The sequence below is a fragment of the Leifsonia sp. C5G2 genome, from assembly GCF_013359685.1.
GTDB lineage: Bacteria > Actinomycetota > Actinomycetes > Actinomycetales > Microbacteriaceae > Leifsonia.
In genome coordinates this window covers 330,770-353,927 of record NZ_JABFMV010000003.1, presented here as the reverse complement: position 1 = coordinate 353,927, position 23,158 = coordinate 330,770, and the positions used below count along the sequence as shown (strand labels likewise).

General features: G+C 71.1%; 24 protein-coding genes. 15 read left to right on the top strand and 9 right to left on the bottom strand.

Annotated elements, in window-relative coordinates; all coding sequences use genetic code 11:
- Nucleotides 1-66 precede the first annotated feature (66 nt).
- Genes HNO83_RS06450 through HNO83_RS06440 form a run of 3 tightly spaced genes read right to left on the bottom strand, consistent with a single transcriptional unit; the run spans nt 67 to nt 3,071 of the window.
- A complete protein-coding gene (locus HNO83_RS06450) occupies nt 67-681 on the bottom strand; it encodes a hypothetical protein (protein ID WP_175336677.1) in 615 nt (204 codons plus the stop codon).
- A gap of 43 nt (nt 682-724) precedes the next feature.
- Entirely contained in the window at nt 725-1,762 is a 1,038-nt protein-coding gene (locus HNO83_RS06445; protein WP_175336676.1) for a hemolysin family protein, read from the bottom strand.
- Nucleotides 1,755-3,071: a hemolysin family protein gene (locus HNO83_RS06440; protein ID WP_175336722.1), complete on the bottom strand. Its 1,317-nt coding sequence runs from the start codon at nt 3,069-3,071 to the stop codon at nt 1,755-1,757. Before HNO83_RS06440 ends, HNO83_RS06445 begins: the two co-directional genes overlap by 8 nt.
- Before the next feature lie 237 nt (nt 3,072-3,308).
- Here HNO83_RS06440 and HNO83_RS06435 point away from each other — a divergent pair, with 237 nt between their 5' ends.
- Entirely contained in the window at nt 3,309-3,686 is a 378-nt protein-coding gene (locus HNO83_RS06435; RefSeq protein WP_175336675.1) for a VOC family protein, read from the top strand.
- Between the two features lie 10 nt (nt 3,687-3,696).
- On the opposite strand, the gene HNO83_RS06430 is transcribed toward HNO83_RS06435, so the two are convergent.
- Nucleotides 3,697-4,776, bottom strand: a complete 1,080-nt coding sequence (locus HNO83_RS06430; protein ID WP_175336674.1) for an NADH:flavin oxidoreductase/NADH oxidase — start codon at nt 4,774-4,776, stop codon at nt 3,697-3,699.
- 206 nt (nt 4,777-4,982) lie between these two features.
- Here HNO83_RS06430 and HNO83_RS06425 point away from each other — a divergent pair, with 206 nt between their 5' ends.
- Both HNO83_RS06425 and HNO83_RS06420 read left to right on the top strand, forming a co-directional pair.
- Entirely contained in the window at nt 4,983-5,882 is a 900-nt protein-coding gene (locus HNO83_RS06425) for a hypothetical protein (RefSeq protein WP_175336673.1), read from the top strand.
- Nucleotides 5,883-5,884: 2 nt separating this feature from the next.
- Nucleotides 5,885-6,271 (top strand): hypothetical protein, encoded by a 387-nt coding sequence (locus tag HNO83_RS06420; protein WP_175336672.1) that lies wholly within the window; start codon nt 5,885-5,887, stop codon nt 6,269-6,271.
- On the opposite strand, the gene HNO83_RS06415 is transcribed toward HNO83_RS06420, so the two are convergent.
- Entirely contained in the window at nt 6,268-6,885 is a 618-nt protein-coding gene (locus HNO83_RS06415) for an HAD family hydrolase (RefSeq protein ID WP_175336671.1), read from the bottom strand. The two genes, HNO83_RS06420 and HNO83_RS06415, sit on opposite strands and share 4 nt — an antisense overlap.
- Nucleotides 6,886-6,949: 64 nt before the next feature.
- Between HNO83_RS06415 and HNO83_RS06410 the strand changes: the two genes are divergently transcribed.
- The 12 genes from HNO83_RS06410 (at nt 6,950) to HNO83_RS06355 (ending at nt 18,805) form a co-directional block, all read left to right on the top strand.
- Nucleotides 6,950-7,807 carry an ADP-dependent NAD(P)H-hydrate dehydratase gene (locus tag HNO83_RS06410; RefSeq protein ID WP_175336670.1) on the top strand — a complete coding sequence of 286 codons (858 nt, stop codon included), beginning with the start codon at nt 6,950-6,952 and terminating at the stop codon, nt 7,805-7,807.
- Nucleotides 7,808-7,862: 55 nt separating this feature from the next.
- Nucleotides 7,863-9,215 carry a glycosyltransferase family protein gene (locus tag HNO83_RS06405; protein ID WP_175336669.1) on the top strand — a complete coding sequence of 451 codons (1,353 nt, stop codon included), beginning with the start codon at nt 7,863-7,865 and terminating at the stop codon, nt 9,213-9,215.
- 46 nt (nt 9,216-9,261) lie between these two features.
- On the top strand, nt 9,262-9,570 hold the full coding sequence (locus tag HNO83_RS06400) for a thiamine-binding protein (protein WP_175336668.1): 309 nt from the start codon (nt 9,262-9,264) through the stop codon (nt 9,568-9,570).
- 1 nt (nt 9,571) lies between these two features.
- Entirely contained in the window at nt 9,572-9,793 is a 222-nt protein-coding gene (locus HNO83_RS06395; RefSeq protein ID WP_175336370.1) for a hypothetical protein, read from the top strand.
- A gap of 65 nt (nt 9,794-9,858) precedes the next feature.
- Nucleotides 9,859-12,378 (top strand): helix-turn-helix transcriptional regulator, encoded by a 2,520-nt coding sequence (locus HNO83_RS06390; RefSeq protein ID WP_175336667.1) that lies wholly within the window; start codon nt 9,859-9,861, stop codon nt 12,376-12,378.
- Nucleotides 12,379-12,573: 195 nt separating this feature from the next.
- Nucleotides 12,574-12,747: a peptidase gene (locus HNO83_RS06385; RefSeq protein ID WP_175336666.1), complete on the top strand. Its 174-nt coding sequence runs from the start codon at nt 12,574-12,576 to the stop codon at nt 12,745-12,747.
- A 44-nt stretch (nt 12,748-12,791) separates the two neighbouring features.
- Complete coding sequence (locus HNO83_RS06380; protein ID WP_175336665.1) at nt 12,792-13,301, top strand: archaeosortase/exosortase family protein; 510 nt, start codon at nt 12,792-12,794, stop codon at nt 13,299-13,301.
- Nucleotides 13,298-14,644, top strand: a complete 1,347-nt coding sequence (locus HNO83_RS06375; protein WP_175336664.1) for an XrtP-associated glycosyltransferase — start codon at nt 13,298-13,300, stop codon at nt 14,642-14,644. The genes HNO83_RS06380 and HNO83_RS06375 overlap by 4 nt, the downstream gene beginning before the upstream one ends.
- A gap of 84 nt (nt 14,645-14,728) precedes the next feature.
- Complete coding sequence (locus HNO83_RS06370; protein WP_175336663.1) at nt 14,729-15,697, top strand: Ig-like domain-containing protein; 969 nt, start codon at nt 14,729-14,731, stop codon at nt 15,695-15,697.
- 13 nt (nt 15,698-15,710) lie between these two features.
- The gene (locus HNO83_RS06365) at nt 15,711-16,385 is read left to right on the top strand and encodes a hypothetical protein (protein WP_175336662.1); all 675 of its coding nucleotides are present in this window, start codon (nt 15,711-15,713) and stop codon (nt 16,383-16,385) included.
- On the top strand, nt 16,382-17,476 hold the full coding sequence (gene wecB / locus HNO83_RS06360) for a non-hydrolyzing UDP-N-acetylglucosamine 2-epimerase (protein WP_175336661.1): 1,095 nt from the start codon (nt 16,382-16,384) through the stop codon (nt 17,474-17,476). Before HNO83_RS06365 ends, wecB begins: the two co-directional genes overlap by 4 nt.
- 48 nt (nt 17,477-17,524) lie before the next feature.
- The gene (locus tag HNO83_RS06355; protein ID WP_175336660.1) at nt 17,525-18,805 is read left to right on the top strand and encodes an MFS transporter; all 1,281 of its coding nucleotides are present in this window, start codon (nt 17,525-17,527) and stop codon (nt 18,803-18,805) included.
- A gap of 34 nt (nt 18,806-18,839) precedes the next feature.
- Here HNO83_RS06355 and HNO83_RS06350 read toward each other — a convergent pair whose 3' ends face one another.
- From HNO83_RS06350 to metX, 4 genes are read right to left on the bottom strand one after another with little or no spacing between them, the layout of a single operon-like run.
- Complete coding sequence (locus HNO83_RS06350) at nt 18,840-19,493, bottom strand: response regulator (protein ID WP_175336659.1); 654 nt, start codon at nt 19,491-19,493, stop codon at nt 18,840-18,842.
- 33 nt (nt 19,494-19,526) lie between these two features.
- Entirely contained in the window at nt 19,527-20,720 is a 1,194-nt protein-coding gene (locus HNO83_RS06345; RefSeq protein ID WP_249776523.1) for a hypothetical protein, read from the bottom strand.
- A gap of 20 nt (nt 20,721-20,740) precedes the next feature.
- Nucleotides 20,741-21,907: a sensor histidine kinase gene (locus HNO83_RS06340; protein WP_175336657.1), complete on the bottom strand. Its 1,167-nt coding sequence runs from the start codon at nt 21,905-21,907 to the stop codon at nt 20,741-20,743.
- A gap of 15 nt (nt 21,908-21,922) precedes the next feature.
- On the bottom strand, nt 21,923-23,128 hold the full coding sequence (metX, locus tag HNO83_RS06335) for a homoserine O-acetyltransferase MetX (RefSeq protein ID WP_175336656.1): 1,206 nt from the start codon (nt 23,126-23,128) through the stop codon (nt 21,923-21,925).
- Between the last annotated feature and the right edge of the window lie 30 nt (nt 23,129-23,158).

Here is a 23,158-nt window from a genome sequence, read left to right as displayed (position 1 = left end):
GTGTGCGGCGCGGCGCGCGCACGCAGTCGTTCCGGGACGGCGCAGTCGGCAGGAGCCGCTAATCGCTCAGGGCGCCGCCAGCGCGCTGCCCGTCAGCTCGTGGCGCGAGTACGTGAAGACGAAACAGTAGTAGGTGCGATCGCCGGTCGCCCACCTCGCAGCGGTGTCCGGGTACCGGAGGTCGGTGAAGACGTCTTCGCCCCAGATCGCGACCCAGTGCCAGTCGAGGAGGGGCGAGCAGAGGTCGGTGACCTCGGCGTCCAACGCGTCGGTGCCGGGGAACGCCGCCCCGGCGGACTGGGGGAGAGCGCCGGTGGCCAGCAGTTGCGCGAGGTGCGGCGCGGAGCAGTCGACCACCGGATAGCCGTCCGCCCACTTCGAGTCGTACGTTTGCAGGCAGGCGCCGGGCTTCAAGGAGGTCAGGGGCTGGGCGGGCTCGGTGGCGACATGGGTCGCGGTGGGGCGCGGTGGCAGTCCGAGTGGGGTCGGTCCCGGCTCCCAGTGCGGGGCGTGCGGCGACCCGGGGTCGGACGTCGCCGCGGCGGCCTCCCGCGGGTTGCCTCCGTGGGGGAGGACGGTCACGACGCCGATCACCACGAGCAGGACCGCGACGGCCGCGGTGACGCCGACGAGCAGCATCCAGCCCCGCCTCGACAGTCCTTCGCGCTCACGTGTACCCACCGCTTCCGAACTGTAGTCCTCGAGGCTGCGCCGGATGAGGCGGTCAGGACCGCCGGGTGGCGTCCTGCACCTCGCCGACGAGCTCCTCGATGATGTCCTCCAGGAACAGCACGCCCGCGGTCGCGCCCTCGCCGTCGACCACGCGCGCCAGGTGGCTGCCCGAGCGGCGCATGGTCGCCAGCGCGTCCTCCAGGTCGCTGCCCGAGAACACCGTGACCAGGCGGCGGATGCGCTTCGCCGGGACCGGCAGCTCGAAGCCGGTCTCCTCCAGGTCGAGCACGTCCTTCAGATGGAGGTAGCCGGTCGGCTCGCCGTCCGCGTCCGGCACGACGTAGCGCGAGAAGCCGTGCTTCGCGACGGCCTTCTCGACGTCGGCCGGGGTCGGGGACGGGGGCAGGGTGACGAGCGCGTCGAGGGCGACCGCCACATCCCGGACCTTCTTCTCGGTGAACTCGAATGCGGCGGTGAGGGCACCGGTGCGGTCGGTCAGCACGCCCTCGCGGGTCGACTGGGACACGATGGTCGCGACCTCGTCGAGTGTGAAGGTGCTCGCCGCCTCGTCCTTGGGCTCCACCCGGAACAGGCGCAGCACCGCGTTCGCGCTCGCGTTCAGCGCGACGATGATCGGCCGGACGGCGCGCCCGATCCCGACCAGCGGGGGAGCGAGCAGCAGGGCGGCGCGGTCGGGCATCGAGAACGAGATGTTCTTCGGCACCATCTCGCCGAACACGACGTGCAGGAACGACACGACGATCAGGGCGACGATGAAGGCGATCGTGCCGATGACCTCCTCCGACCAGCCGGTCGCGTGCAGCGGCACCTCCAGCAGGTGGTGGATGGCCGGCTCCGACACGTTCAGGATGAGCAGCGAGCACACGGTGATGCCGAGCTGCGTGGTCGCGAGCATGAGCGTCGCGTGCTCCATCGCGTAGAGCGCGGTCTTGGCGCTGCGCTTGCCGCGCTCCGCCAGCGGCTCGATCTGGGAGCGGCGGGCCGAGATGACGGCGAACTCGGCGCCGACGAAGAAGGCGTTGACGATCAGCAGAACGACAAGCCAGGCGATTCCGGCCCAGTCACTCATGGGCGGCCTCCTCGCGCTCCGACGTGACCGCGACCGGGTCGGGGGTGTAGCGGATGCGGTCGACGCGGCGACCGTCGAGGCGCTCGACCCGGAGGGTGCCGCCCTCGATGGCGACTTCGTCGCCGACCTTCGGCAGCCTCCCGAGCTCGTTCATCACGAAGCCGGCCACCGTCTCGTACGGCCCCTCCTCCGGGACGGTGACGCCCGCGCGCTCCTCCAGCTCGTCGGGGCGCAGGATGCCGGGGAAGGTGATCGAGTCGCGCCCGCGGATGACACCGGCCCGGGTGCGGTCGTGCTCGTCGGCGACCTCGCCGACGATCTCCTCCACCAGGTCCTCCAGGGTCGCGATGCCGGAGGTGCCGCCGTACTCGTCGACGACCACCGCCAGCTGGTAGCCGCGGGCGCGCAGCTCTCCGAGCAGCGTGTCGAGCCCCATCGTCTCCGGCACGCGGAGCGGCTCGGTCATCAGGGCGGACGCGGGAACGCGCGACCGGCGCTGCCGCGGGACCGCCACCGCCTGCTTGACGTGCACGACCCCGAGGACGTCGTCGATGTCGTCGCCGATCACGGGGAACCGCGAGTACCCGGTCTTGCGCGCGAGCTCGGACACGGCCTGCGCCGGCTCCGTGCGCTGAACGGCCTCGATGCGCGGACGCGGCGTCATCACGTCGGATGCGGTGCGGCTCGAGAACGCGAGAGTGCGGCTCAGCAGGGTGGCCGTGTCCTCCTCGAGGACGCCGGCGCTCGCCGAGCGGCGCACCAGCGAGGAGAGCTCGTCGGCCGTGCGCGCGCCCGAGAGCTCCTCCTTCGGCTCGATGCCGAGCAGCCGCAGGAAGCCGTTGGCGGTGCCGTTGAGCAGCGCGACGAAGGGGCGGAAGACCGTGGTGAAGACCGTCTGGAACGGGATCACCAGTTTGGCCGTCGCAAGCGGCAGCGCCAGCGCGAAGTTCTTGGGGACCAGCTCGCCGAGGATCATCGAGAGCAGGGTCGCCACGGCGATCGCCACGATCGAGGCGATCGGCGTCACGGCGCCCTCGGGAAGGCCGGTCGCGGTGAGCGGGCCGCGCAGCAGCGAGCTGATCGCCGGCTCCATCGTGTAACCGGTGAGGAGCGTGGTCAGCGTGATGCCGAGCTGGGCGCTCGACAGGTGCGTGGAGGTGATTTTCAGGGCGGCGATCGTCATCGTCAGCCGCGACTCGCCCCGCTCCCTCCGCGCCTCGAGGTCGCCGCGGTCGAGGTTGACCAGGGCGAACTCGCTCGCCACGAACAGACCTGTGCCGATCGTCAGCAGCAGGCCGACGCCGAGCATGATCCACTCATAGAGCACGGCGACCACCCCGCTCGCTCGAAGGCGGGCTCACCTGACGGAATGGGCTACTAGAGGGAGGGTCGTCCATTTGCCCGTCAGTATATCGAGGCGGGATGGGGAGGCTGCGGGAGTTCTCAGGCGGATTCCCAGCCGGGCGCCCGCTAGACCGTCGATTCCAGGTGGCCCCACACGGCGTCCGGGGGCGTAGCGTGCCGCGCGGATGAAGGAGGAATCACCATGTTGGAGTCTTGCGTCACATACTCCGTCCTTCCTGCCTCCGACCTGCGGCGGGCCACCGAGTGGTACCGCGACAAGCTGGAGCTCGAACCGGAGCGCACGACGGAGGGCGGGGTGCTGTACGGCACCGGGTCCGCGTCGAAGATCTACCTGTACGAGACCGCGAATGCCGGTACCGCCCAGAACACCGCGATGTGCTGGCTGGTGTCCGACATCGAGGCGACGATGTCGCACCTCAGGGAACGCGGTGTCGCGTTCGCCGACTACGACTTCCCGGGCCTCAAGACCGAGAACGGGATCGCGACCGACGACATGGGCCGGTCGTGCTGGTTCCAGGACAGCGAGGGCAACTACCTGTGCCTGACCGAGCCCACCTGAGCCGGGCGGGTCAGCGCCAGCGCGCGCGGAGGTACTGCGACGGCCAGTAGCCGATCTCGACGCCCAGCTCGTGCGCGGCCCGCAGGGGGAAGTGCGGGTCGCGCAGGAGTTCGCGCGCCAGCATGACCGCGTCCGCCCGTCCGCTCTCCACGATCTCGGCCGCCTGCTGCGGTGTGGTGATGAGACCGACGGCGCTCACATCCACCTCGGATGCGCTGCGCACGTGGTGCGCGAACGGCACCTGGTAGCCGGGCTCGAGCGGGATGCGGATGCCCGCCTGGATGCCGCCGCTGGAGATGTCGAAGAAGTCGGCCCCCGCCTCCTCGGCCCACACGGCGACCGTCGCGGTCTGGTCCTCGTCCCAGCCGCCCTCGGTCCAGTCGCTCGCCGAGAAACGGACGAACAGGGGAGCGTCCGGCGCCTCCTCGCGGACCGCCGCGACGATGCGCAGCAGCAGCCGCGCGCGGTTCTCCAGCGATCCTCCGTACTCGTCGGTGCGGCGGTTGGCGATGGGGGAGAGGAACTGGTGCAGCAGGTAGCCGTGGGCCGCGTGCAGTTCCAGCACGCGGAAGCCGGCCTCGAGCGAGCGGCGCGCGGCCGCACCGAAATCTTCGACGATGCGGTCGATGCCTGCGGAGTCGAGCTCCTGCGGGACGTCGTACCCCTCGAAGGCGACCGCGGAGGGCGCGACGGTCCGCCAGCCGCCCTCCGACTCCGGCACGGTCCCCGTGCGGTCCTCGAACCCCCACGCGGGCCAGGTCGACGCCTTGCGGCCCGCGTGCCCCAGCTGGATGCCCGGGACGGCGCCCTGCTCCTCGATGAACGCGGTGATCGGCTTCCAGGCGTCGCGCTGCTCGTCGGTCCAGATGCCCGTGTCGCGCGGGCTGATCCGCGCCTCCGGGCTCACGGCGGTCGCCTCGCTGAAGACGATCCCGCTGCCGCCGGTCGCGAACCCGCCCAGGTGCACGAGGTGCCACGTGTTCGGGACGCCGGAGTGGTCGAGGACCGAGTACTGGCACATCGGCGAGGTCCAGATGCGGTTGCGGACGGTGACGCCGCGCAGGGTCAGCGGATCGAAGAGAGAGGGCATACCTCCATCTAAGCCCCGAGACCTTCCAGATATGCCCGGAGGTCCTCATTGTCGTCCGGCTCGGTCGGCGTCATGGTTCGCTCACGAGCATCGTCATCGGGGATGACAGGCAATTTCGCCTGTCGCTGGCGCGAACGACAGTCGCTTCTGGTTCACCCGATGAGCGGCGGATTCACCCGGCTCGATGATGAGTGAAGGAAGCCTCGATGCGCAGTTCTCGTATATTCAAATGGGCGACGCCGACAGCCGTGTCTCTGCTGGCAGTCGGGCTGACTGGCTTCGCGTCGGCGGATTCGCCAGCCACGAACGCGGCTGACGCTGTTGCCGCGATTCAGCAGGTCGCTCCGGACGTGGTGACCGGCCTTGCCGAGACCGTCGCAGGCGAGCATGTGGCAGCGGCCGCGACCATCGCCGGTGAGGATGTGATTGTTCCCAGCGATCCGAGCGACGGGATATCGCTTGGAGCCGTAACGGTCGGATTGCCTTACGCCCAGCAGGCCGAGGACGCTGTCGCCTCGGGCGGCGTAGTGACCTTTGACAACAACAACGGGTCGACGACCGTTCCGGTCATCCACCGAGACGGCGAAGTTCAGATCAGCACGGTGATCCATACTCCGGGCGCGCCGCGGCGCTATGCCTATCCCATGACGTTGGAGGCGGGTCAGAGTCTGCGGATCGAAGTAGACGGCTCCGCAGAGGTCGTCGATCAGCAGGGATCGCTGGTTGTGGCGATCGCGTCGCCTTGGGCGAGAGATGCTGCGGGTGACGATGTGCCCACGCACTACGAGGTCGACGGCGCGACCCTGATCCAAGTGGTGGATTTCACGCCGACGACAGCATTTCCGGTAGTCGCGGACCCCACCTATCGCTTGTACACCATCCATTACTCTCGATCCGACGTCGAGCAGATGTGGAAGATGATGAACAACATCAACAACGTCTGTCACTATGTTCCGTTGCCCTACCTCGGAGCCCTGTCCTGCGGTGCCCCGGCAAACCTCGCGGCCGCAATCTCGCAGGCCCACTATCAGGCGAGGAAGATCGACGCGGTCTACTACGACTGCGGCTATAACTACTGTTCGTACTACAGGTATTCGGTGGTCTGACGATGCCTCTCCGCGTCGTCTCCTCGACAGGAAAGGCCGCCTATGTCGTGGTCGCTCTCGCCTCGGTCATTATCGCCGCGATCCCCATCGGGTCGCTTTCGCCCGCGATCGGAGCTGCAACGGGGACTCTCGCGACCGTGGCTGCCGTGGTCGTGGCCGCGCGCTGCTTTCGCGGCACGGACGAGGCTGTCGATCCTCCCCGGCCGTGGTGGCGGATGACCGCTGCGCCCGCGGCGGGATACGTCGGCGCTGGGTTGTTCGCCGTCGGTGGACTCTGCAACATCGGCGCGCAGGGCCCCGGGATCGCCACGGGATCGGCCAGCCTTGTGATCGCCGGCGCCTTCGCGCTGTCCGCGATCCGGTTGGGCTCCAGGCGGCGCCGCCGCTAAGCCCCGAGACCTTCCAGATATGCCCGGAGGTCCTTCGCCGTCGTGAAGACGTGGCCCGCGATGCCCAGCGCCTCCGCCCCGCGGACGTTGGCCTCCTTGTTGTCGATGAAGACCGTCTCGGCGGGCGTCACGCCGAGTTCGGCCATCACGTGCTCGAAGATCTCCGCGCTGGGCTTGATGGTGCCGAGCTCTCCGCTCACGAACACCTGCTCGAACAGGTCGCCGAGCGTGCCGTGGCGGAAGTAGGAGCCGAAGTCGCGGCCGGCGTTCGACAGCAGGGCCAGGCGCGTGCCGCCCGCCTTCAGATCGAGGAGCACCTCGAGGGTCTCGTGGTCGATGCTGAGCCAGCTGCGGAAGTCGGCCAGCCACAGCCGGTGGATGGTCGCGTCGCCCCAGTTCTCGCCCAGCTCCCGCTCGATGCCGCGCCAGTACTCCTGGATGCCGAGGGTTCCCTGGTCGAGGGCATCCCGATGCCGCCAGTAGGCCGGCCAGAACACCTCCGCGTCACCGCCCGCGAGCTCGGTGAGCGCCGCCCTGTCCTCCGCCGTCGGGGTCACCGAGATGACCTCGCCGTAGTCGAACACGATCACCTTGCCGGGGATGCTGATCGCCATGCTCACAACCTATCGTGAGGTCGGGAGGGGTTCGATGGGGCGACGACGACTTCGGAGGTGGCCGATGACCGGATGGCAGGACTGGGGCGAGCGGGACGCCGCGGCGTGGATCGCCGTACCGACCGACGGGAGCGACAAGTACTCCCGCGGCGTGCTCGGCATGGTGACCGGTTCCGACCGCTACCCCGGGGCGGCGGTGCTGGGCGTCGAGGGCGCCTCGCGCACGGGCGTCGGCATGATCCGGTACCTCGGCGCCGACCGGCCGGCCGATCTGGTGATGCGCCGACGGCCGGAGATCGTGACCGCGCCCGGCCGGGTGCAGGGCTGGCTGATCGGGTCGGGGATGGATGCGGCCTCACGTCCGGAGGACGACGCCCAGCGCCTCCGCAGCGCCCTGCGCGACGGCACGCCCCTCGTCATCGACGCCGGCGCGCTCGACCTCGCCGGGAGGGCGTCGGCCCCGGTCGTCGTCACCCCGCATTTCCGCGAGCTGGCGACCGTGCTGGCCGCTGGCGCGGACGACGACTCTGACGCCGTGACCGCCGACGACATCGCCGCCGACGCCGCCGGGTGGGCGGCGCGCGCAGCCGACAGCCTCGGGGTCACCGTGCTGCTGAAGGGGCACACGACCTACGTCGCCGCACCGCACGGGCCCCGCTACGCGGTCACCGCCGGGCCGGCGTGGCTCGCCACGGCGGGGAGCGGCGACGTGCTCGGCGGCGTGCTCGGGGCGCTCGTGGCCACCCATGCGCGCGAGATCGACGAGGGCGGCCACGAGGCGCTCGCGGCGCTCGCCGCCACCGCTGCCTGGGTGCACGGCCGGGCCGGGGAGCGGGCGTCCGGCGGGGGCCCGATCGTCGCGCTCGACATCGCCGAGGCGCTCCCCGGAGTGGTCCGCGACCTCGTCCGCTCGGCCGGCTGACCGCATCCCGTCGCGTTCAGAGAGGCGACCGACGCATCCCCTAGGATGTGGCGTCATGGGGATGGAAGCGGTGCCGGCCGGCGCGGGCGCGACCGGTGCCGCGGAGCCCGGCACACTGCGGCGGGTCGCATACAGCCCGCTGTCACTGTGGATCGCGTTCCTCGCGGTCCACCTGATCGTCAGCGGTCTCGCCCTCGACCAGGGCAAGGGCCTGGGCGATGTGTTCCTGGTCTACAAGCCGTGGGCTCAGCTGGCCGCGCAGGGCACGCAGATCGTGGGCGTGGACTCCGACTGGGTGTACCCGTTCGGCGCCATCGTCCCGGTGATGCTGCCCCTGCTGTTCGGCGCGGACGGCTACGTCTGGGCGTGGCTCAACATGGTGCTGCTGCTCAACGCAGCCGCGTTCGCGGTGCTCATCGTCGGCCGCGAGCCGCGCCGGCTGATCGCCGCATGGTGGTGGCTCGCGTTCCTGCTCCTCCTCGGCCCGATCGCGGTCGGGCGGCTCGACTCCGTGTCCGCGTCGCTCGCCATCGTCGGGCTGCTGTGGCTGACCCTGCACGAGCGCGCGGCGGTCGTGGTGCTCACCGCGGCCACCTGGATCAAGGTGTGGCCGGCCGCCATCCTGCTCGCCGCCGTCACGGCCCTCCGGTCGCGCTGGCACATCGTGCTCGTGGCCGCGGTCACGTCCGCTGTGATCGTCGCCGTTCCGCTGATCTTCGGCGCGGGATGGCACGTCCTGAGCTTCATCACCATGCAGACGGACCGCGGCCTGCAGATCGAGGCGCCCGTCAGCACGATCTGGATGTGGCAGGCCGCGTTCCACGTGCCGGGCGCGGAGGTCTACTACGACCGGCAGCTGCTGACGTTCCAGGTCAGCGGCAACGGCACGCATACGGCCGGCGCCCTCATGAACCCGCTGTTCGCGCTGACGGCCGTCGTGGTGCTTCTCATCGGCGTGCGGGCGCTGCGGCGCGGGACGCCGTACACGCGCATCCTGCCGGAGCTGTCGCTCGCGTTCGTCACCGCGTTCATCGCCTTCAACAAGGTCGGCTCCCCGCAGTACGTCGTGTGGCTGGCGGCGCCCGTCGTGATCGGGCTCGCGTACCAGGGCCGCGGCTTCCGCATCCCCGCCGTCCTGGTGCTCGCGACGGCCGGGCTGACCCAGGTGTTCTACCCGTTCCTCTACGACTGGCTGCTCGTGCCGGACCCGGCGATGGTCGCCGTGCTCACCGTTCGCAACCTGATGTACTTCGTCATCCTGGGATGGACGATCTCCGCGCTCTGGCGGCGGCGGCACCAGGCGGAGGCCGCGGGCGACCTCGTCCCGGCCCACGCGTGGCCGTTCCGCTCGGCGCCGGGGGCGCATCCCGAGCCGGTCGGATCCGCCCCGCGCGCCGACGGAAGGTGACATGATCGAGGGGCGGTGACAGCCCCGCCGATCGGAGGAGGATCACATGCTGGTGGCGTTCTCAGTGGCACCGAGTGGAGGCGAGGGAGCCGACGCGTCCGTGCACGATGCGGTCGCTGCGGCGGTGCGGGTCGTGCGCGAGTCGGGTCTCCCGAATCGCACCGACGCCATGTTCACGACCATCGAGGGGGAGTGGGACGAGGTCTTCGACGTCGTCCGCCGCGCCACCGAGGCGGTGGGCCGGTACGGCACGAGGGTGTCGCTGGTCCTCAAGGCCGACATCAGGCCGGGCTGGACGGGCGAGCTGGACGGCAAGGTGCAGCGGCTCGAGGCGGCGCTGGAGCAGGGGGACTGACGTGGATGCGAACCTCCTGGTCACGCTGGCGGTGTGGCTGTTCGCGACCTACTGGCCGGTCTTCGTCGTCGCCTTCGTCCTGGTCGGCGGCCCGCTCCTGGGCTGCGTGATCGTCGCGGTGGTCGGTGCGGTGCGCGAGGGCGTCTCGCGCCCGGAGGAGACCCAGGACGTGGATGTCGCCGAGTTCTTCGAGGAGCAGACCGCCGCCGCGGGCCGGAACTAGGCTCGCCCGACCGGTCGGGCACGACTCGCTATCCTGCGGCGCGGCCGCGCGGGACAATCCCGGTGATGGCTCGTGAGCAGCTCGTAGCACAGGTGGTGCGCCTCGTCCTCCGGGGGCGAAGCGTCGATGTCGTCGGCGACCGGGGGACGGGGAGGACGACCGTTCTCGAGCGCGTCGGGGCCGAGCTGGTCGACCGGGAATGGTCGGCGGTGCGGCTCCGCGGCCTTCCCGCGCTCCGGGGCGCGCCGTTCGCGGCGCTGTCCCTTGCGGGCATCGCCCCCGCCCGCGACGCGCGCACCGTTTCGATCGCCGCCGCCGTCGACGAACTGTGCGGTCTCCTCCCGGCCGGGCGCGGTGTCGTGCTGGTCGACGACGAAGCCGACCTCGACGAGGCGAGTCGAGGAGTCGTCGCCGCGGCCGGCGCGCGCACCGGGGCGCCCATCGTGCAGACGAGGACCCGGGAAGCGGGAGTCGGCCCGGCGCTTCCACTCAGCGTCGCGCTGACCCCTCTCGGCTACGACGAGTTCGAGGATGCCCTGGCCGAGCACGCCGGCATCCGCTTCGATCCGTCGACGATGAGTCAGCTGTTCGCTCTGTCCGCGGGACATATCGGACATGGTCTCGCCCTGTTCGACGCCGCGGTCGTGGAGCGGAGGCTGGATGAGGTCGACGGGCGGCTGGTCGCCCGCGCCGACCTGTGGTGCGCGTCGCTCGCCGCGCCGGCGGAGTCCCTGCTCGAAGCACTCGACGCGACACTCCGCGAAGCCCTGGAACTCCTGGCATTCGTCGGTCCGGTCGATATCGCGGCCCTGCAGCCGGTGATCGGAGACACCACGTTCGAGAGGTTGGAGGCCAACGGACTGATCGCCCTGGTCGACTCCGGCCCGCGCTCCCTCGTCGCCGTCACTCCACCCCTCATCGCCGAGCACATCCGATCCTCGACTCCCGCACTGCGCCGCGGCCGCCTCCTCGGCACGATCGAGACTCTCCGGCGGCCGGACGACGACCTGCTGCCGATGCCCTCGGAGGAGGAGCCGCCTGCGCACCAGGACGCCCAGTTCGTGCGCGTGGTGCACGAGCGCCTCCGCGCGCGTCAGCTGGTGGCGCGGTCCGAGTGGAGTCGCATGGCCGACCGCTCGGCGGCGGTGTTCTATCTCGATGCCAGCATCCGCATGCCGCTCGCGGACGCGTCGGTCGACCGGATCTTCGCGGAGACCGCCGCAGCGCCAGGCGACGAGGAGTCGGCCGCGCGCTGGGAGGCGCTGGACGCCGACCACCGCGCCTTCCATCACCGGGAGGCGGCGACCGCCGTCGCGCGCCTGCGCGAGGCGGCGCCGTCGCTCCCGCACTTCGGGGGACTCCTGCTGGCGAAAGCCGTCGAGCTGGAGCTGCTGCTGCTCGGGAACCCGGAGACGGACACCCTTCCGGACCCGGACGACCCCGACCTCCCGGAGGCCGTGAGGATCGACCTCCATCAGACTCTGGCCCATGTGCTCACGAGCCGGGGCGATGTCGCTGCGTCGGAACGTCACCTGGAGGCCGCCGCGACGATCGGGGCGCCGGACGGCATGGTCGCCGGACTGCTGCACGGGATGAATCTGCTGCTCGCGGGGGACCTCGCCGGCGCGGCACTGCTCGCGGCGCGGGAGTTCGACATCGCCCGCGCTCAGCTCGACCCCGAGCGCATGCGGGGCTTCGGCCACCTGCTGTGCGTCTGCGGCGTCTTCTCCGGCGACCTCGCGGACGCGGACGAGGTGATCCGGCAGGTGCGGGCGCTCGGCGACCCCGTGTCGGTGCCGCCCTTCGCCGACCGCGACCTCGCCATCGTGGCGAGCGTCATCGCCGCGCGTCGCGGGCGGAGGGAGACGGCGGAGCGGCTGCTGGCGGATGCGTCGCGCGCGGCACTGCCGAGCAATCCGCTTCCCGGCGGCAACCTCGGGTGGGCCGAGGCGCAGCTCCTCGCCGGACGGGGCGACCTCGAAGCGGCGGCAGACCGGCTGGCGGCCGACGGCGACGAAGCGTGGGGGCGCGGGGCGACCGTCACGGCCGCCCTCGCCTATCTCGCCGCGTGCGAGGTGGACGCGAGCCCGTCCCGGCTCGCCCTGCATCGCCCGCGGATCGCCGAGGTGCGCGTCGCCCTGGTCGCCGATCAGCTGGAGTATGTGGTCGCGTTGGTCGAGCGCAGCCCGGATCGCCTGGCCGCAGCCGCCCACCGCGCAGAGGCCTCCGGCCGGTTCAGCCTGGCGCTCGCCGGGCTGAGGCGCGCGGCGCAGGAGTACGCGCAGAGTGGCCTGCCCGCCCGGGAGAAGGAGACGGCGGACGCTGCCGATCGGCTGGAGGCGCGCCTCTCACCCCGACGGATCGAGACGGCGCGCTTCGTCAGCGATCGGATCGAGCTCACCGTGCGCGAACGGCAGGTCGTCCGGTTGGCCGCGGAGAAATGGACGAACGCACAGATCGCCACAGAGCTCGTGCTCTCGCTCCGGACGGTCGAGAGCCACCTGCACAAGGCCATGCGGAAGATCGGAGCGCAGCGGCGCACCGAGCTGGCCGCGTATCTCGAAGGCGACGATCTCGACCGCTGACGGCCCCTCGCGGGAGTACTGGGATATCAGTTCGCGGCCACTGAGAGCAGCGGCCACCGCCTTCGCTGCCGGCGTTCCGTAGACTATATTTCTGTGGTAACACCGCAGTATCGGCTGTGGAGACCCGGGGTGTCTTCCCCTGTGGCGTTCATGCCCGCGGTGCGTTCGGCTGTCTCTCGAAAGGTCCTCCCTGTCATGTATGGAACTCTGCCTCCTGCTGGAATCGGCACCGGTGGCGCGCTCGCAGCGACGGGAGCTCCCGCCTTCCAGGTCGTCGGACTCGCGATGATCGCCGTCAGTGCCGCGGTGGGCGGCGTCCTGCTGCTCCGTCTCGCCCACAGGCGCCCCGGGCACCGGGCCGAGACATGAGCGGGCGCCTCCCTCTGCATCGCGTCCTTCGCGCCGGTGTCGGCGTGTTGGTGCTCGCTTTCGGAGCGCTGCTCGTCTGGTTCCAGCAGCAGGCGCGCGAGATCGAGGTCGCCGTCGTGGTGACGCTCCTGCGTCCGGTTCTCGGCGAGTCGGTATCCGCCGGTGCGGACGCGATCGTACTCCGCCTGAGCGAGCTCCACTACTGGTGCCTGCGGATCACCGCGGAGTGCACGACCCTCGTGTTCATCGTCCCCATGCTCCTCTTCGCCGTCGCGACGCTGCTCTTCACCCGGGTCCCGGTGCGGCGGTGGCTGGCGGCGTCGGCACTCGGACTGCTGCTGGTCGTCGTCGTGAACCTGTTCCGGCTCGGCCTGATCGTGGTCTCCACGCTGTCCTGGGATCGGGTCGGCTACGAGTGGTCGCACACTGTGGTGGGCACCCTCGTCGCGCTGGCCGGCGTCGTCGTCGCGGCGCTCGCCACGCTTCGGATCCTGAACGGGCGGCCACTGCGGTCGCGCCTGCGGCGCCGCGACTCCGGGGCGGTCGCATCGTGAACATCTTCGCAAGCGTCGCCTCGACGGCCCTGGTGATCGCGTTCCTGACTTACGTCATCCTCATCGTGCTCTCGTTCTCTCGCAGAGGGCACGCGCAGCCCGGCGATGCCGGCGACTTCGACTGGCACTTCTTCGTGCCCTGCCGCGACGAGGAGGCCGTCATCGGGACCACCATGGCGCGTCTCCGCGACCGTTTCCCGCAGGCGCACGTCTGGGTGATCGACGACGACAGCGACGACGCGACGGCCGCCCTCGTGCAGGAGCGCGCCGACCGGGATGCGCAGGTCCACTTGGTCCGGCGTCGTCTGCCGGATGCGCGCGTGGGAAAGGGGGCGGCGCTGAACTCCGCCTACCGCGTACTGCGCGAGTGGCTCGGGGAGGGCGCCGACCTCGACCGGACGATCGTCTGCGTCATCGATGCCGACGGCGAGCTGACCGGCAACGCGCTGCAGCAGGCCGCCGGACCCACGGCCTTCGGCGACCCCGCCGTCGGCGCTGCGCAGACGACCGTGTGGATGAAGAACCGCAACGACAAGGTGGACGCCGACGGCCGTCGCATCCCGCTGTTCGCACGCTTCCTGGTGCGGATGCAAGACCTCGAATTCCGGACGATCATCGCCGGGATGCAGGCCCTTCGCGGCCGGACCAGCACGGTGGGACTCGGCGGCAACGGCCAGTTCACCCGCGTCTCCGTCCTCCACGCCATCGACGAGCTCAAGGGCCAGCCGTGGCACGGGTCGCTCCTGGAGGACTACGAGCTCGGCGTCCACGTCCTGCTCGCCGGCCACCAGATCCGCCACCTGCACGACACGTACGTCGAGCAGGAGGGATTGATGAGCGCCCGGCGCTTCCTCACCCAGCGGACGCGGTGGGCGCAGGGGAACATCCAGTGCTCGCGCTACCTCCCGGAGCTGCTCCGATCGCGTCACGTCGGCCCGGACGGCGCCGTCGAGTCCGCCTACTACCTGCTGCTTCCCTTCCTCCAGGTTCTGGGCTTCGTCATCTGGGCGATCCTGGGCGGAACGCTCGTCGCCACCATCCTCGCCTCGCCGGCCGGGGCAGCCTCCTGGATGCAGGGCAACTGGTCGATGCTGCTGACCTACGCGGCGGTCGGCATCGCGCCGTTCGCGGTCTGGGGACCGCTCTACCGAAACCAGTGCGAGCCTCAGGCGCCTTGGGCCATGGGCCTCGTCTGGGGCGTCGGGGTGTGGCTCTACAGCTTCTACGTCTGGATCACCTCGCCGCGCGCGTTCGCCCGGGTCCTCCTGAACCGTTCCGGGTGGGCGAAGACCCGCCGCAACGGTGAGGCCGGGCAACGGGCGCTGGTCGCCAAGGAGTGCTAGGGGCGAACGCCCGCAGACCTGCGCGACACGACCGTGATCGCGACGACTTCCCGCTCCTGCGGGACCGACAAGGAAAGGCTCACGATGAGCGACACAACGAGAAAGCAGGTCCTTCGCGGCCTGGCGAAGACGGCGGTCACGCTCGCCGTCGCCGGCGGCCTCGCCCTGACGACTGCGGCGGCCGCGAACGCGGCGACCGGAACGGACGCCGCGGGCGTGTACAACGCCGACGTCAAGCCGATCGGCGCCTACCCGGAACTGGGAAGCACCGGTTTCGTGGACTACCGGATCGGCCTGGCCGGGGACAGGACGAACGTCTCGGGCCTGAAGGCCGGAGACCAGTCATCCTGGACCATCGTGCTGCCGCCCGGCCTGAAGTTCGCCGGCGCCAGCGTCTCGAGTTGCGCCGCGGTCGCTGCCGTGCCCGAGTTCTCGCCAGCAGGTGGGAGCACCATCGGCCAGGCGTGCACCATCTCCTCGGACGGTCGCACGCTGACCTGGACCCAGACCATGCTCCGGGGCACGGGTGCGATCAACGACGGGATGGAAGGCATGATCGTGACCGCCGAGGTCGTGGTCACAGGAATCGTCGGAGGCGGTGTCGAGGCCCAGAACACCGTGAAGCTGACGTACAAGCCCTGGCCGGGGATCACCTCCCCCTCCCCGTCGGCGACGACCGGCGCGAAGGGCGCGGCGTTCGCGGTGACGGGTTCGTCACGGCCGGACAGCACCGGCTCGGTGCTGTCCGGGAGGGGACAGCGCGGCGCCGCGATCACGGTGTACGACGCGAACCTGAAGGCCGTCGGCACGGGGACCGTCAACGCGTCCGGTGAGTGGACCTCCACGACGATCCCGGACGGCACGCCGGGGCCGCTGTGGATCGGTGAAAAGGCCGGAACCGGTCCGGACAACTCCAGTGTCCTGCTGCGCTACACCCTGGCCGTCGCCCCCATCGCCGACCCGGCGATCGCTCTGAGCGCGCTCGGGCTGGCCGCGGTGGGCGGAGGCGCCCTGTGGATCGTGCGGCGTGCACGCATCCGGTCCCTGGTCTGACAGTGGTGCGTCGGTGACAGCGGTGCAGCAGGCGTCGGCTGACAGGAGGCCGCTGCGAGCGGCCTTCCGGGCGGCTGCCATCGTGCTGTGCCACGCCCTGACGGTCGCCGTCGGGGTCGTGCTGCTCTGGTTCTCGGCGGGCGAGACGGTGCTGAGCGGCGACACCGGCGTCGCGGTGCTGGCCTTCGCGGTCGGTGCGGGGCTGCACGCCTGCAGCTGCCTCCTGACCGCGAGGTCCACGGCGACGGGACGGCCGGCCGCAGCGACGGCTGTCACGGCGGCCGCCCTCACCCTCGGCGTGGTCGCCACGACCGGCGCATTCCTGCTCACCGACCTGTACTTCCTCGGGTGGCTGGCCGCCTTCACCGCGGCCCTCGTGACCGCTGCGTCCGTCGTCGGGCTCCTCGCGGACCTCCTCACCACGAGCCTGGTGCGGCCGCTGCTCCAGGCGGCCTCCGCCATGGCCGGGTGCGCGGGCATCGTGCTGACGCAACCGATCTGGTCGGACAACGGCCTCCTCGGCGGGCTGCTCGTGTTCACCGGCGGCCTGGTGGCGTGCGGTCGGCTCGTTCAGCTGGTCGTGCATGTCGCGAGCTCCCGGGCGGCCGTCGCCGTCCCCCTCCGTTCACACCATTCGATGTCGCGGCATGCGACGTCCGACTCCCTCGCGAAGGAGACCCACCCATGAACCGCAACCCGACGACCGGCGACATCGCCGTCGTCCTCGGCACGCGTCCCGAGATCATCAAGCTCGCTCCCGTCGTCCAGGAGCTCGGCGGCCGGGCGCGCGTGGTGCACACCGGCCAGCACTGGGACGAGAACATGTCCGGCCAGTTTCTGCGAGACCTGACGCCGATCGGCGGCATCGAGGTGCTCTCGGGGCTCGGCGGACTCTCCCGTCCCCGTCAGATCGCCGGAGGGATCGATCAGCTCAGCGCCCTGTTCGAGCGCCGCCGCCCGCGTGCCGTGATCGTGCAGGGCGACACCAACAGCACCTCGATCGGCGCTCAGACGGCGAACTACCTCGGCATCCCCGTCATCCATGTGGAGGCCGGGCTGCGTTCACGCGACCGGGACATGCCCGAGGAGCTCAACCGCTTGATCGTCGGGGCCGTCGCGGACGTGCACTGCGCGGCGACGCCCTACAACGCCGCGAACCTCCTGGCAGAGGGCGTGGACGCGGAGCGCATCCACATCACCGGCAACACCGTGGTCGAGGCGACGCGCCGCGTCCTGGAGTCATCGACCGAGCACGTCCCGCTCCCTGTCGACGGGCCGTTCGTGCTCGCCACGATCCACCGCCCGGAGAACACCGACGACTCCGGCGCACTGAGCCGCATTTTCAGCGCACTCGCGGCGATGCCGTATCCGGTCGTGTTCGTCGCGCACCCGCGGACGCTGGCCGCGGCGGACCGGTTCGGGCTCGAGGGGATGATGGAGCGGCTGCACGTGCTGCAGTCGGTCGGCCACGCAGAGTTCCTCGGCCTCGCCGGTCGGGCGGCTCTGGTGATCTCGGACTCCGGCGGGGTCCAGGAGGAGGTCACCGTGATCAAGAAGCCGCTCCTCGTCGTCCGCAAGTCGACCGAGCGCCCGGAGGCGATCGGTGCGGGCTTCGCCGAGCTGGTGCGGCCCGGCGACTCGATCGAGGCGGCGGCAGAACGGATGCTCGGCGACGCCGGGCTGACGGTCAGGCTGCGCCAGACTCCCTCGCCCTACGGGGACGGGTCGGCGAGCCGCATGATCGCCGACATCGCGCGACGGGTCGCCGACCGCGGCTGAGCCGCTGTCGCGCGAGCGGGTCGAAACGATTCGATATAGAGTGGGCCGGTGACCCCGCTCATCGACGGGCCGACGAAGCTGTCGCCGGCCCGTATTCGTCTTGCTCTGCTCGCGCTCGCCCTGGGCGGCTTCGGCATCGGTTCCACCGAGTTCGTCGCCATGGGCCTGCTGCCCAACATCGCGCACGACCTCCTTCCGCAGCTGTACGCCGCGTCGCCGTCGGACGCGAACGCCCAGGCGGGCTGGGTCATCTCGGCGTACGCGCTCGGCGTCGTGGTCGGGGCGCCGACGATCGCGGCGTTCGCCGCACGCTGGCCGCGTAAGAAGCTGCTGCTCTGGCTGCTGGTGGCGTTCACCGTCGGCACGGTCGCGTCGGCCGTCGCGCCGACGTTCCCGCTGGTGATGCTCGCGCGCTTCGTCTCGGCGTTGCCCCACGGCGCCTACTTCGGGATCGCGTCGCTCGTCGCGGCCTCGCTGATGGGGCCGGGGAAGCGAGGGCGCGGGGTGGCGTTCGTGCTCTCGGGGCTGACCATCGCGAACGTGATCGGCGTGCCGACCATCACCTGGATCGGGCAGCACAGCGGGTGGCGCATCGCCTACCTGGTCGTCGCCGCGATCTTCGCGCTGACCTTCGCCGCGGTCGCGTTCCTCGTGCCGTGGCAGCCCGGAGACGCGAGGGCGACCGTCCGGAACGAGCTGAAGGCGTTCACGCGCCTTCAGGTCTGGCTCGCGCTGCTGATCGGCGCCGTCGGCTTCGGCGGCTTCTTCGCCGTGTACACCTACATCGCCCCGATCGCGACGACCATCACGGGCCTGCCGGAGGGCACCGTGCCGCTGGTGCTCGTGCTCGCCGGACTCGGGATGACGATCGGCAACGTGCTCGGCGGCCGGGCTGCGGACCACAGCGTGCGGGCCAGCATGCTCATCTTCTTCGGGATCCTGCTGGTGGGGCTCGCGGCGCTGTGGCTGACCGCGTCGACCGTCGCAGGCCTCCTGATCTCGGTCTTCGTCGTCTCCGGCGCGTGCTCGGCGCTCTCGCCCACCATCCAGACCCGGCTGATGGACGTCGCCCGCGACAGCCAGTCCATCGCGGCGGCGCTCAACCACTCGGCCCTGAACATCGCGAACGCGGCGGGTGCGTTCTTCGGCGGGCTGACGATCGCGGCGGGCCTGGGATACCTCTCGCCGGTCGTCGTCGGCGGCGCGCTGGCGGTCGGCGGCGTCGCCATCGCCCTGATCTCGTTCGCGGTCGACCGCTCCCGGGCGCGCCGAGGCTTCGTCACCGGGTCGGTGCGCGCTCAGCGACCGGACCCGGTCCCGGCCGACTGAGCTCCGCCCGGAGCCTGCTCCCGGTGTCGGCCGGTCAGTCGTTCTGCAGCAGGATGCCGTCCTGGATGGCGCGCTTCCGCAGCGCCACCTTCGTGCCGACGTCGTAGCCCGCGACGCGGTACTTCTCGCGGATCCGCTTGAGGTAGCTCTTCGCCGTCTCGTCCGAGATGCCCAGCTGGAAGGCGACGGCCTTCACCGGCTCACCCGCGCCGTACAGCGCCATCACCCGGCGCTCCTGGGCGCTCAGCTTCGGGGCGCCGCCGGCCTCGCCGGCGTTCAGCGCGAGGTCCAGCTCGGCCGAGATGAACGACTCGCCCTTCTGCGCGGCGCGGATCGCCTCCACGATCATCTCGGCGTCCTCGCTCTTCACGAGGTAGCCCATCGCGCCGGCCGCGAGGGCCTCGCGGACCACCGCCGGTTCGGAGTAGGTGCTCATCAGCACCGTCGCGACCCCGGTCGTCTTGAGCGTCGACAGCTTGAGCGAGATCGGGATGTTGTCCTTCAGATCCAGGTCGAGCAGCACGACGTCCACCGGGAACTCCGGGTGCGTCAGCAACTCGGGCCAGCTCGCGACGGCGGCCACCATGCTGATGTCGTCCGCCGCGTTGCGGATCCACTCCGTCAGGGCGCCGAGCAGCATCTTGTGGTCGTCCACGATGGCGATTCGAATGGGCGGTTCCTCGCTCATGGCCTGCCTTTCTCCGTCACGGTCGCGCCGGGCTCAGCCCAGCTCACCTGAGGGGTCGCTCACCGTCGTGATCTCGATGCGCAGAGTCGTCCCGGAGAACGACTCGACATAGCGGCCCACCTTACGGATAGCTTGCCATGCCGCAGGGTCTACCCCGTTTCGCGGCACACCGCTGGTTTCGATGACGATCCGCATGGTCGCCCCCGGATTCGCGGTCCTCGGGTAGGTCCCGACCGGCCGGGAGAGGTCGAGCGTGAGCGTCCGCGGCTGGCCGGAGCCCGCGCGGACCGGATCGCTGATGAGCAGCCAGACGGCGGTGAGGAGGCCGTCGCGCTGGTCCCGGTTCAGTCCGGCGGCGAGCCCGTCGGCATCCGTCAGCGTCACCGTCGGGCCGAGCAGCGCCGACTCGGTGACCGCGTGGTACAGCCACGTCTCCTTCCGGCCCTGGATGAGGTGCAGCCGCAACTCGGTGGCGACGGAGGCCGCCGCGTCGGCCGTGTCGTCGTCGAGCGGCAGGGAGGTTCGGCCCGTCGCGACGCCGTCGAGGAGCCGTTCCGCGGCGAGGTCGAGGCGCGCGAGCTCCTCCGACGCGAGCATCCCGATCGCGTAGCCCGGCGAGGCGACCGTGCTCTGCACCTGCACCAGGTCGAGCTCCAGCTGCACGAGGGTGCGCAGCGACCGCACGATCTGCACGCCGACCAGCGGCGGTGCCACCGCGATGGCGACCGTCACCAGTCCCGGACCGAGCAGCTGCGGGTCGGCGAGGGACCGGGAGATCTCGACGGCGATCAGCACCACCCCGAGCGCGACCGCCGCGAGCACGATGTCACGGGCGGGACGGACCGGTGCGCACAGCAGCAGCGCAGGCCCCACCGCGGCGGCCGCCGTGAGCGGGACCACGGCTCCGCCGATCGGCCAGGTGCCCACGATGTCCAAGGCGACCGCGGCCGCCCACAGGGCGAGGGCGCCGAGGTAGAGCCACAGCGGCAGCTCGTCCGGGAGCCGGAAGCGCAGCACCAGGGCGGCGACGAGGGTCACGGCGACGAGCACCCAGGCGACGACGGTCAGGCCGAGCATCGGGTACTCCGGAACGTTGAGCGCGAACAGCACGAGCAGGAACGCGATCAGCGCGACCGTCGCGACGTTGAACCCGAGGTCGAGGCGGGCGCGGCTGAGCGCGTCCCGCTCGTCGCCCGCGGTTCCGCGCCCGAGGGTGCGCCGGGGCACGGTGCGCTCATCCACTCCGGTCACTTCGGCACCTCCAGCACCACGGTCGTCCCGCTGCCGGGAGAGGAGAACAGGCGGGCGTTCCCGCCGACATCCCGCAGGCGAGCGACGATCGACTCCGTGAAGCCCAGCCGGCCGGTGTCGATCGTCGCCACGTCGAAGCCCTTGCCCGCGTCGGTCACCATCGCGCGCACGTTCGTCTCGTCGTCGGTGATCGTGACATGCGCCTCGTTCACCCCGGAGTGCCTCCGCACGTTCTCCAGGCACTCGCCGAGCGCGAGCAGGAACGCGTCCAGCACGTCGCTCGGCAGGAGCACCTGGCCGGCACCGTGCCAGTTGACCTCGAGGCCCATGCGGCGGAAGCGCTGCTTGACCGACTCCAGCGTGTTCCCGAGGGTGGACTCCTCGACTGGTTTGAGCTTGTAGTCGCCGGAACGCGCCGGGTCGGGCGTGAAGCCGAGCCGCAGCTGCCGGAGCAGGGCCGCGTCCTCCGCCGCCTGCTCTCGCAGCGCGCTGTGGCTGACGCCGACGCCGGAGTGCGCCAGCAGCGTGAGCGTCGCGAGCACCGTGTCGTGCAGCAGGCGCGCGCTCTGCCGGCGGCGCGCCTCCGTCTCGCTCGCCTGCCGCTCCACCCGGTACGCGCGGCTCATCGTCGAGATCCGCTTGAGCGTGCGGGGGACCGTGCGCGACAGCCAGACGCCGGTCGCGGTCAGGACGATCCAGCCGGTGACGGTGAAGACGAGCGGTTCGACCATCCGCGAGCCGGTCAGCCACAGGGTGAGGGCGAGAGCCGCGACCGTCGCCGCGGCCGACACCACCAGCAGGAGGACGCGGGAACGGGAGGTGACGGCCGGCACGCACACGCACGCCACCCCGGCGGCGCCGATCACGCCGACGGCGCTGATCGCCGAGGGGCCGAGAGCGGTTCCCGGCAGCAGGTGCAGCAGGATGAGGGCGACGCCCGCGACCACGATCACCCACATCCACAGTGTGAGCCGCAGCAGGGACGCCAGCTGCCACTGGGCGTAGGCGAGGCAGACCATGAGCACCAGGGACGCCAGGTACAGCGCGATCGGCAGGGAGCCCGGCACACTCAGGCAGATCAGCGCGGTCGCCGTCGCGGTCAGGCCGACGCTGCGCGCGGTGGATGCGAGGAGACGATCACGCTCCTTCTGGATGCGCGACATGCCCCTCCATCTCCGTCACTCCGTCAGGAGCCGCCTCAGCTGCGCGCTGACGGCGTCGTCCTCGATCAGGAACCCGTCGTGGCCGAAGTCCGAGCGGATCACCACTGGAACTCTACCGTCCAGCGTGTCCGGGACGTGGTAGGCGATCTGCTCCTGGCCCTCGACGGGGAACAGCCGGTCGCTGTCGATGCCGACGACCAGCGTGCGGGCGGTCACGCGCGACAGGGCCGCCGCGAGCCCGCCGCGGCCGCGGCCGACGTCGTGGGAGTTCATCGCCTCCACCAGGGTGAGGTAGCTGTTCGCGTCGAACCGGCGGGTGAACTTGTTGCCGTGGAAGTCGAGGTACGACTCGACGGCGAACCGGCCGCCGCCGCCGAGCGGGCTGATGCCGCTCTGCCAGGCGCGCTGGAACCGCGCGTTGAGCTCCGACGGGCTGCGGTAGTTCAGCAGGGCCATCCGCCGGGCCAGCGCCAGCCCGCGGTGCGGGCCGTCGCCGTCCTCCGCGTCGTAGTACTGGCCGCCGCGGAACAGCGGGTCGGTCCGCACCGCCTCGATCTGCACCGAGTTGAGGGCGATCTGGTCGGCGGTCGAGTACGGGGGAGCGGCGATCACCGCGAGGCGCGCGACGCGGTCGGGGAACGAGACCCCCCACTCCAGCGCCTGCATGCCGCCCATCGAGCCGCCGACGACCGCGCCCCAGCGCTCGATCCCGAGTGCGTCGGCCAGCGCCGCCTGCGCGTTCACCTGGTCCCGGATGGTCGTGAACGGGAAGCGCGCGCCCCACTCGGCGCCGTCCGGGGCCAGGGAGGCCGGCCCGGTCGTTCCCTGGCAGCCGCCGAGCATGTTGGGCGCGACGACGAACCAGCGGTCGGTGTCGATCGCCTTGCCGGGGCCGATGATGCCCTGCCACCAGCCGGGCGTGCTGTGGCCGCGGCCCGCGGGGCCGATGGCGTGCGAGTCGCCGGTGAGGGCGTGGAGCACGAGCACGGCGTTGTCGCGCTCCGGCGACAGCTCGCCCCAGGTCTCGTAGGCGACCCGGACGAACGGGAGGCTCTCGCCGCTCTCGAACGTGAACGCCCCGATGCCGGCGAACTGCCGGTCGCCGGGCGGGTCGGACTCCTTCCACGCGCCGCTCGCGGGAGGCTTGCCGAGCAGCGTCCTCGCCTGGGCCTCCGTGATGAAACTCGACGGCGCCGTGTCGGCCGATGTCTGCCACTCCATGGGCCCATTCTTCCTGAGCGCGGGGAGCGG

Coding starts and splice junctions, on each gene's coding strand:
- HNO83_RS06445 (WP_175336676.1), bottom strand. CDS start 1,762: ATGAGTGACTGGGCCGGAATCGCCTGGCTTGTCGTTCTGCTGATCGTC.
- HNO83_RS06440 (WP_175336722.1), bottom strand. CDS start 3,071: ATGCTCGGCGTCGGCCTGCTGCTGACGATCGGCACAGGTCTGTTCGTG.
- HNO83_RS06435 (WP_175336675.1), top strand. CDS start 3,309: ATGTTGGAGTCTTGCGTCACATACTCCGTCCTTCCTGCCTCCGACCTG.
- HNO83_RS06430 (WP_175336674.1), bottom strand. CDS start 4,776: ATGCCCTCTCTCTTCGATCCGCTGACCCTGCGCGGCGTCACCGTCCGC.
- HNO83_RS06425 (WP_175336673.1), top strand. CDS start 4,983: ATGCGCAGTTCTCGTATATTCAAATGGGCGACGCCGACAGCCGTGTCT.
- HNO83_RS06420 (WP_175336672.1), top strand. CDS start 5,885: ATGCCTCTCCGCGTCGTCTCCTCGACAGGAAAGGCCGCCTATGTCGTG.
- HNO83_RS06415 (WP_175336671.1), bottom strand. CDS start 6,885: ATGGCGATCAGCATCCCCGGCAAGGTGATCGTGTTCGACTACGGCGAG.
- HNO83_RS06410 (WP_175336670.1), top strand. CDS start 6,950: ATGACCGGATGGCAGGACTGGGGCGAGCGGGACGCCGCGGCGTGGATC.
- HNO83_RS06405 (WP_175336669.1), top strand. CDS start 7,863: ATGGGGATGGAAGCGGTGCCGGCCGGCGCGGGCGCGACCGGTGCCGCG.
- HNO83_RS06400 (WP_175336668.1), top strand. CDS start 9,262: ATGCTGGTGGCGTTCTCAGTGGCACCGAGTGGAGGCGAGGGAGCCGAC.
- HNO83_RS06390 (WP_175336667.1), top strand. CDS start 9,859: ATGGCTCGTGAGCAGCTCGTAGCACAGGTGGTGCGCCTCGTCCTCCGG.
- HNO83_RS06385 (WP_175336666.1), top strand. CDS start 12,574: ATGTATGGAACTCTGCCTCCTGCTGGAATCGGCACCGGTGGCGCGCTC.
- HNO83_RS06370 (WP_175336663.1), top strand. CDS start 14,729: ATGAGCGACACAACGAGAAAGCAGGTCCTTCGCGGCCTGGCGAAGACG.
- wecB (WP_175336661.1), top strand. CDS start 16,382: ATGAACCGCAACCCGACGACCGGCGACATCGCCGTCGTCCTCGGCACG.
- HNO83_RS06350 (WP_175336659.1), bottom strand. CDS start 19,493: ATGAGCGAGGAACCGCCCATTCGAATCGCCATCGTGGACGACCACAAG.
- HNO83_RS06340 (WP_175336657.1), bottom strand. CDS start 21,907: ATGTCGCGCATCCAGAAGGAGCGTGATCGTCTCCTCGCATCCACCGCG.
- metX (WP_175336656.1), bottom strand. CDS start 23,128: ATGGAGTGGCAGACATCGGCCGACACGGCGCCGTCGAGTTTCATCACG.